Genomic DNA, 7,058 nt, shown 5'->3' with positions numbered 1-7,058 from the left:
ACACCCGCAACGGGTGTCGTCACACCCACTACGGGTGTCACGTTCTCCGAGCACACATCGCCCTGCACGCCGGCCCTCCGCCCACCGGACGCCAGGACGTCAGGGCGCCAGGACAGCAGGGGTGCCAGGGCGCCAGGGCAGCAGGGGCGCCAGGACAGCAGGGGTGCCAGGGCGCCAGGGCAGCAGAGCGGCAGGGGCGCCGGGGCGCCGGGGCGTACCGTCGGTGCGCTGTGCGCCCCGCCCGCCCCGCGGCGGGCGTGCAGGCGGGGCTGGGCGGGGCGGGGCGGGCGATTTGGCCAGCAGGGTCAGCACTCCGGACGGCCCAGCCGCCAATAGCCCATGAACGCGACGGCCCGCCGGTCGACCCCGCACTCCGACACGAGATACCGCCGCAGCGTCTTGATCACCGCCGCCTCGCCGGCCAGCCAGGCGTAGAAGCCGTCCGGCGTGGCCGTGGACTCGTCCGGCACCTCCCACAGCAGGTCGTGGTCGACGTCCACGTCCTCCAGCTCGGCCGGCGCGACCGGGGCCGCGCAGTCGGCGAGCAGACGGGCGGCGGCCTCGCGAACCGCCGGGATCAGTTTCACCCCGTGCGCCTCGCCGTCGCGCGGCAGCCATGTCACCCGGAATCCGGCCGGCGCCGTGACCCGGAGGTGGTCGCCGGGCTCCGGCACTTCGAGCAGCGCCTCGCCGACCGCGCCGGCCGGCAGGGCGGACAGGATCGAGCAGATCGCCGGGGTCGCCGTCTCGTCGCCGACGAGCAGGATTCGCCGGGTGGCGGCCGGCGGGTGGAAGTCGATGCCACCGGAGCCGCCGTGGAAGTCCGCGTTCGGCCCCATGATCATCATGGTCGAGCCGGGGGTGGCGTCGACCGCCCACCGGGAGGCCGGCCCGTTCACACCGTGCAGCACCATGTCGACGTCGATCTCGCGTTCGGCGGCGCGGACGGCGCGAACCGTGTACGTCCGGATCGGGTTGCGCCGCCCCTCCGGCAGGTCACGCCACCGCGTGTACCAGTCGAGGCCGGTCGGCAGGTGCTCGTGACCGGAGCCGGGCAGCGGCGGGATCAGTTTGATCCGCTGGTCCCAGCCGTTGTCGGCGAACCGGTCCAGGTCGTCGCCGGTGAAGGTCACCCGCAGGAAGCTCGGGCTCAGCCGGGTCAGCCGGGCGACCCGGGCCGTGAAGAACCGGAACGGGGGCGCCTCGGTCGGCACGACGGTCTGGGTCACGGTGGCCTCCCACTCTCGTAAGGTAACGCTAACCTAACCGCTGTACCCGAGGTCGCACCACCGGGCCCGCCGCTCCGCATCGCCCCACCGGACGGCCGCTCCCGTACCGCAACGCCGAACGGCCGCTCCCGTACCGCAACGCCGAACGGCCGCTCCCGTACCGCAACGCCGAACGGCCGCTCCCGTACCGCAACGCCGGACGGCCGCTCCCGTACCGCAACGCCGGTCTTCCACCGATCCGCCCCCATGCCGCCGATCGGACGGGCCCAGCGACAAGGAGGCGACATGCCGCAGACCTCGACCACGGACATCATGTTCAGCGACGCCGGCATGCCGTGGAGCGCCGACGAATGGGCCATGGCCTTGCAGCCGCCCACCGTGCTGATCGCCGACGACGACGAGGGCACCCGCGACCTGATCGCCTTCAAGCTGCGCGCCGCCGGCTACCGCACGCTGGAGACCGACAACGGCCGCACCGCCATGTCGCTCGCCGTGAACGAGCGGCCGCAACTGATCCTGCTCGACATCTCCATGCCGGGCCTGGACGGGCTCGGGTTCTGCTACGAACTGCACTCGTCACCGCAGACCGCGGACATCCCGGTGATCATCGTGAGCGGCCGCAGCACGCCCGCCGACGTCGACCTCGGCCACATCGTCGGCGCCGAGGACTACCTGGCCAAGCCGTTCTCCCCGGCCGAGCTTCTGCGCCGGGTCCAGCGCCTGCTCCCTCTGCACCACTGAAAACCCCTTATCTCGTACGCCTACCCGCCCCGCCGTGGAAGACCCGCGAGCCGGGCGGGTGGCTCCGACCGTGCCGCGGCCGCCGGGCTTGAGCGGGCACCCGACCCCGGTCGCCGGCAGTGCCCCGGCGCCACCCGGCCCGGCCACCGATCTCAGCCCGGCGGCCGCGGCAGGGGCGTGAGTGGGCAGTGAGCCTGCGCCGGCCAGGCGGGACGGCCCAAAAAGACGGGACAGGGTCTCGCGTACCAGAAAACGGGGTGCCTGGAACGCGAACCCAGGCGGCGCTGAGCAGCAAGCCGGAGTTTCGGTATCGCCATCCGCTGGCCTGTCAAGCGGAGATCCGGATCGAGGGTGACGTGACGGCAGAGGGGCGGCAGCCCCGTGACACCGGGCGAAACGAAATGCTCATGTCGAGCCACGTCCGGCCGAAGGTCCCGCTCGTGAGCCTTCCCCGTTACGCCCTCCGGTCCGCCGCTTTCGCGGCCGTCTTCCTCACCGCGGCGCTGACGCTGGGCGCGCCGCTCGCGGTCGCGGCCCTCTGGCTCACCGCCCAGCATCGGTACGCCCACCGCCGCCACGACGTGGTCATGCTCGCCACGGCGGCCATGGTATGGGCCACCCTGGAGGGAGCGGGTCTCCTGATGTCGGCGGTCGTCGCGGTGGCGACAGTGGTTCCGGCGCTGCTCTACGCCGTGCTGCTGCAGCGCTGGCTGCCCGGCTACTGGCTGGGACACGGCGACCGGTTCCGCCGCCCACGGGCCGCTCTCGGCCGGCTCGCCGCCTCGGCCGCGCTCGCCGCGGGCGCCGCCGCCGTGCTGAGCGCCGTCATCGACACCGCGTTCTCCCCGCTCACCGCGGCCCTGTTCCTCGCCGGCAACACCGCCGCCCTGATGTTGGCGCCCCTGGCCGTACGGGCGGCACGCCGCTCCCGCGAGCCCCGCCGCGCCGCTCTCAGCGTCGTCCGCTGAGTGCGCTCCACCCGACAGCCGCCGGGCACCAAGGTTGGTCCGATGTGAGATTCCATCGGGCGGGTAGCTCGCTGTCGCACAGAGCGCAGGTGAAGTCGCCGTCCCGCACGATGTTGCGCTCCCGGCAAGAGGGGCAGCGGCGGAAGACGACCTTGTCGGTGAAGTCGCCGGGGTGCGCTGTGCCGAGCCGGTCGAGCGATTCCCGCACGGCCGGCCAACAGTCGGGATCCGGGCAGTAACCAGTGGACTGGTTGGTCACCTCGAGTACGCGCCAGCCGGACACATCCCGGACGAACAGCATCTCACCGGCGGCGAGTACGTCTCGGCCGGCGGCGAGCGCAACATGTTCGCTGCGGCGCGGTGCCAGCTTGAGATCACCGTCGAGCGTCACGACGAACGTGAACGGCTCCCCGAGGTCAGCGCTTCCGCTCCCGGCGAGCCAGTCAGCGAGCAGCGTTGCGGAACGAACCGTGACCGCCTCCACCGTGCCGGCCTCATCGAGGATCTCCGCCGGACCGACGTAGCTGAACCGCCTGGCGTGCGACACCGCGTGACGGTATCGCTTGCGCTTGTGGACGTCGACGTGAATACGACAGCGACCGTTCCACCGGCCCCGATCCGGATCGTCCGGGAACGTCCCGGGCCGAAGACGAGATCCTTGCCATATCGCCCGCCGCACCGCGCTGACCGGCCGTAGCAACGAGACACATATCGCCGGAATGATCGACGCGGAAAGTGATCGATCGGTGGAAGAATCTCCGGCTTGAGATCAGTGATACGGGGAGGGAACGCCGCGATGACGACCTACGGACGATCCGCGCGACTACTGCGCCGATACGGTCCATGGACACTGGTGGTGACGACGGCGACACTCGCTGCCGCCTACGGTCTGAACCAGTCGGCGCCATCCGGCTACGAGTCCGAGGCGACGGTCCTGGTCGAGGCACGCCTCGCCGCCGAGACCCGCACGGCCGTGCGCCCCAGCACCACCGCCACCCCCACCGCCGCCCAGACCAGCACCCCCATCCTCACGCCGGTCACCCCCGACATCGGCACGGAGCGTGAGGTCGCGCTCTCCGACGCGGTGGTGGTCCCGGCCGCGGCACGGGTCGGCGCCGACAAGGCGTCCTTCCTGAACGATCTGACCGTCGAGGTCGCCCCGGACGCGAACGTGCTGAGGATCGTCTACAGCTCCGGCAACCGGTTCAGCGCCCAGATCCGCGCGCGGGCTCTCGTCGAGGCGTACGTCGACTACCGCCGGAACGGCCCGACCGGAGTGACCGTGCTCAGCGCGCCCGACCTGCCGGCCGAGCCGGTGTCCCGGCCGCTCGGCCCCGACCTGGCCGCCGGGCTGGCCGCCGGTCTGCTGCTCGGCGGCGGCACCGCGCTGCTGCGTTCCCGCACCCGTGGCCTGGTTCGCAGCCGTGAGGACTACGAGCACCTGACCGGTGTGCCGGTGGTGGCCACCGTGCCCCGCTACAAACGCCCGGCCGGCACCACGAGCGGCGCGCCGGTGGTGCTGCGCGATCCCACGTCGCCGGCCGCCGAGTCGTACCGCTACCTGCGCACCCGGCTCCAGCCGTCACTGCGGCCGAGGCTCTCCACCACCATCCTGGTGACCAGCCCCGGCGACCGGCAGGGCCGGACCACCACGGCCGCCAACCTGGCCGTCACCCTGGCCCAGGCCGGCCGCTCGGTGATCCTCGTCGACGCCGATCTGCGCCACCCGCAACTCCACCACGTCTTCGGGGTGTCCGGCGATTTCGGGCTGACCACCCTGCTCGACGGCGAGGCCGGTGTCGAGGACGTCCTCGAGGAGACGACGGTGTACGGTCTGCGCCTGCTTCCGGCCGGCCGGCGGGAGGACGGCGAGCACGTCGACCTGCTCGACAGCGGACAGCTGGGCCGGGTGCTGCACGCCGTCCAGAAGCAGGCGAGTGTGATCGTCCTCGACTCGACGGCGGTGCTCAGCGCCTCCGACGCGATCGCCCTGGCCGCGCTCAGTGACCACGTCCTGCTGGTCGGCGACTATGCCCGGACGAGCCGGGCGTCGGTCCGCCGCGCCCTGGACGAACTGGCCGAGGTGCTGCACGACAACCTCAGCGCGGTGCTGGTGAACGTGCCGAAGAGCGCCGGCGCGCTGGTCCCGCACGCACGTACCCAGCCGACCGGGATCGCGCCCCGCCACGAGCCGCTGACCCGTGACCGCCTCGTCTCGGACGCCGACGACGTGGCCCCGCCCGGGGTGACCTCCCACACCTACGTGGAGGCGGAGGAAGAGGAGGAGGACGACGCGATGGCCGAGTACTACACCCGCACCGCCACCGTCGCCGTCCCGGTGATCTACGGCTCGACCAACACCGCCACCGTCTACGCCTCCTCGACCGCCACGATCGACCCCGTCGAGGACGCCGAGGAGAACGAGCCCGCCGAGCCCGGGGAGCCGGAAGCCGAAGCCGAAGCCGACGAACCCGAGGCCGACGAACCCGAGGAGGCCGCGGCGGAGCAAGCCGTGACGGAGGAGCCGGACACGAAGGCCGAGAAGGCCGAGGCCCTCAGCTGACCCCCGGTTTTGTCGGGTCTTGGACAACGCCGGGCTTACTGTCCGATTAGCGTCGGTTCTGGAGCGTGAACCCATGTTGGTTTCCGGTTTCGACGGGCAAACCCCAACCAGAAGCCGAACCGAGGCGAATCTCCATAGGGCATATGTCCAAAGAGAGGTGAGCGATGACCACGAACCAGACCACGATCGGTGACGCGCGCGAGAGCGTCCACTCCGTCTCCGGGAACGGCTCCGCCGAGTCCCAGTCCCGCGCCCGTCAGGCCGTCACGACGGCGCGTACCAAGGCGACCGCCGCAGGCCAGGCGGCTCGCCGAAATCCGAAGTCGACCACGGCGACCGTTCTCGCGCTGGCCGGCGCTGCGGCGGCGGCCGTCTTCCTCCGCCGGCGCCGCGCCGCGAAGGCCGCCACCACCCGCGGGCGGCTGTCCTCCCTGCTGCACCGCTGACCGCACGAGAGACGCCACCGCCACTGGCCGGGCGGTGGCGTCTTTCCGTGTCTACCGCTCGCCGGTGATGTACCCGGCCAACTCGCTTCGTTCGGTCTCCAGCTCATCGATCCTGTTCTTGACCACGTCGCCGATGCTGACCACCCCGCGCAGCACCCCGTCCACCACCACCGGAACATGCCGGAACCGCCGCTCGGTCATCAACCGCTCGACATCCTCCAACTGCGCGTCCGGCGTCACCGTCCGCACCTGTGCGGTCGCGATCGCACTCACCGGCTCCGTCAGCACGGTCGCCCCACGAGCCGCGAAGGCCCGCACGACATCCCGTTCACTGACGATGCCGTCCACCACCGAACCGTCGCGCGACACCACCGCCGCACCGATCCCGTGCTCCGCCAGAACGCTCAACAGCCGTTCGGTCGTAGCCTCCGGACTCACCGTGACGACCTGTTCACCCTTCACCCGAAGAATGTCACTGATCCGCATCGCCCCTCCTTCATGGTCGGCCCGCGTACCCCCCTCTATGCCGAACCCCGCGGGCTCCTGTCAAGAAGGACCTCTTCCCGGTACGCCCAAAGCATCCCACCTAGTAGCAGGCTTCGCCCCTCATCTCCAGGTCGATACGGTCGACCAGGTCGTCCCGCACCCGGATGTTGTAGGTGGCGTCCCTGTTTCCGGACACGTCGAGCTCCCCTACACGAACCTGGCATACCAACCCATACTGACCGGATGCGCCTGTTGACAGGTGGCGCTACGTCATAGTCGATCTTCTTCGGCTGGCCGTGGGCAAGGTCCGCGACGGCCGTGGGACCACCCGACGGCTTCACGGACGGCCGACACCGGCTCGGCTGATTGCGGCGGTGGGCGCCGGTGTCGAGGGCTGCTGGACAGTTCCGACCGGCACAGCCGGCCCGTCCACCCGGTAGGCGAGTTGTTTCATCCGGTGCCCAGCGCCACCCCGCGAACGCGGCCGCGAGTCCTTCGCGCGTCACATGTCGTGCAGTATTCGTCCAGGCAAAAAGAAAGGCCCACCCCGTGTGGGGTGGGCCTTTCTATCACGTTGAGTCCGGCGGCGTCCTACTCTCCCACACCCTCCCGAGTGCAGTACCAT

7 protein-coding genes are annotated in these 7,058 nt (G+C 71.1%); 4 read left to right on the top strand and 3 right to left on the bottom strand.

Going from position 1 to position 7,058, the window contains the following annotated elements; genetic code table 11:
• Window positions 1–305 precede the first annotated feature (305 nt).
• The gene (locus tag AB0I88_RS40735; RefSeq protein WP_361037576.1) at window positions 306–1,229 is read right to left on the bottom strand and encodes a siderophore-interacting protein; all 924 of its coding nucleotides are present in this window, start codon (window positions 1,227–1,229) and stop codon (window positions 306–308) included.
• 285 nt (window positions 1,230–1,514) lie between these two features.
• Here AB0I88_RS40735 and AB0I88_RS40730 point away from each other — a divergent pair, with 285 nt between their 5' ends.
• Together AB0I88_RS40730 and AB0I88_RS40725 are read left to right on the top strand one after the other, a co-directional pair.
• Complete coding sequence (locus AB0I88_RS40730; RefSeq protein ID WP_361037574.1) at window positions 1,515–1,970, top strand: response regulator; 456 nt, start codon at window positions 1,515–1,517, stop codon at window positions 1,968–1,970.
• Between the two features lie 440 nt (window positions 1,971–2,410).
• On the top strand, window positions 2,411–2,938 hold the full coding sequence (locus AB0I88_RS40725) for a hypothetical protein (RefSeq protein WP_361037573.1): 528 nt from the start codon (window positions 2,411–2,413) through the stop codon (window positions 2,936–2,938).
• Here the strand turns inward: AB0I88_RS40725 and AB0I88_RS40720 are convergent.
• Window positions 2,922–3,485 carry a hypothetical protein gene (locus AB0I88_RS40720; protein WP_361037572.1) on the bottom strand — a complete coding sequence of 188 codons (564 nt, stop codon included), beginning with the start codon at window positions 3,483–3,485 and terminating at the stop codon, window positions 2,922–2,924. The two genes, AB0I88_RS40725 and AB0I88_RS40720, sit on opposite strands and share 17 nt — an antisense overlap.
• A 249-nt stretch (window positions 3,486–3,734) precedes the next feature.
• Here AB0I88_RS40720 and AB0I88_RS40715 point away from each other — a divergent pair, with 249 nt between their 5' ends.
• Both AB0I88_RS40715 and AB0I88_RS40710 read left to right on the top strand, forming a co-directional pair.
• Window positions 3,735–5,501 (top strand): AAA family ATPase, encoded by a 1,767-nt coding sequence (locus tag AB0I88_RS40715; protein ID WP_361037570.1) that lies wholly within the window; start codon window positions 3,735–3,737, stop codon window positions 5,499–5,501.
• Between the two features lie 164 nt (window positions 5,502–5,665).
• Complete coding sequence (locus AB0I88_RS40710; protein ID WP_361037568.1) at window positions 5,666–5,947, top strand: hypothetical protein; 282 nt, start codon at window positions 5,666–5,668, stop codon at window positions 5,945–5,947.
• A gap of 51 nt (window positions 5,948–5,998) precedes the next feature.
• Here AB0I88_RS40710 and AB0I88_RS40705 read toward each other — a convergent pair whose 3' ends face one another.
• The gene (locus AB0I88_RS40705; protein WP_361037567.1) at window positions 5,999–6,433 is read right to left on the bottom strand and encodes a CBS domain-containing protein; all 435 of its coding nucleotides are present in this window, start codon (window positions 6,431–6,433) and stop codon (window positions 5,999–6,001) included.
• Window positions 6,434–7,058: the final 625 nt, after the last annotated feature.

It is taken from the genome of Actinoplanes sp. NPDC049802 (genome assembly GCF_040656595.1).
Lineage (GTDB): Bacteria > Actinomycetota > Actinomycetes > Mycobacteriales > Micromonosporaceae > Actinoplanes.
Note: the sequence above shows the minus strand (reverse complement) of the source record. Positions and strands in the feature narration are given on the sequence as shown.

Excerpts from the sequence above, each read along its gene's own strand:
- AB0I88_RS40730 (WP_361037574.1), top strand. The coding sequence starts at position 1,515 with ATGCCGCAGACCTCGACCACGGACATCATGTTCAGCGACGCCGGCATG.
- AB0I88_RS40715 (WP_361037570.1), top strand. The coding sequence starts at position 3,735 with ATGACGACCTACGGACGATCCGCGCGACTACTGCGCCGATACGGTCCA.
- AB0I88_RS40710 (WP_361037568.1), top strand. The coding sequence starts at position 5,666 with ATGACCACGAACCAGACCACGATCGGTGACGCGCGCGAGAGCGTCCAC.
- AB0I88_RS40705 (WP_361037567.1), bottom strand. The coding sequence starts at position 6,433 with ATGCGGATCAGTGACATTCTTCGGGTGAAGGGTGAACAGGTCGTCACG.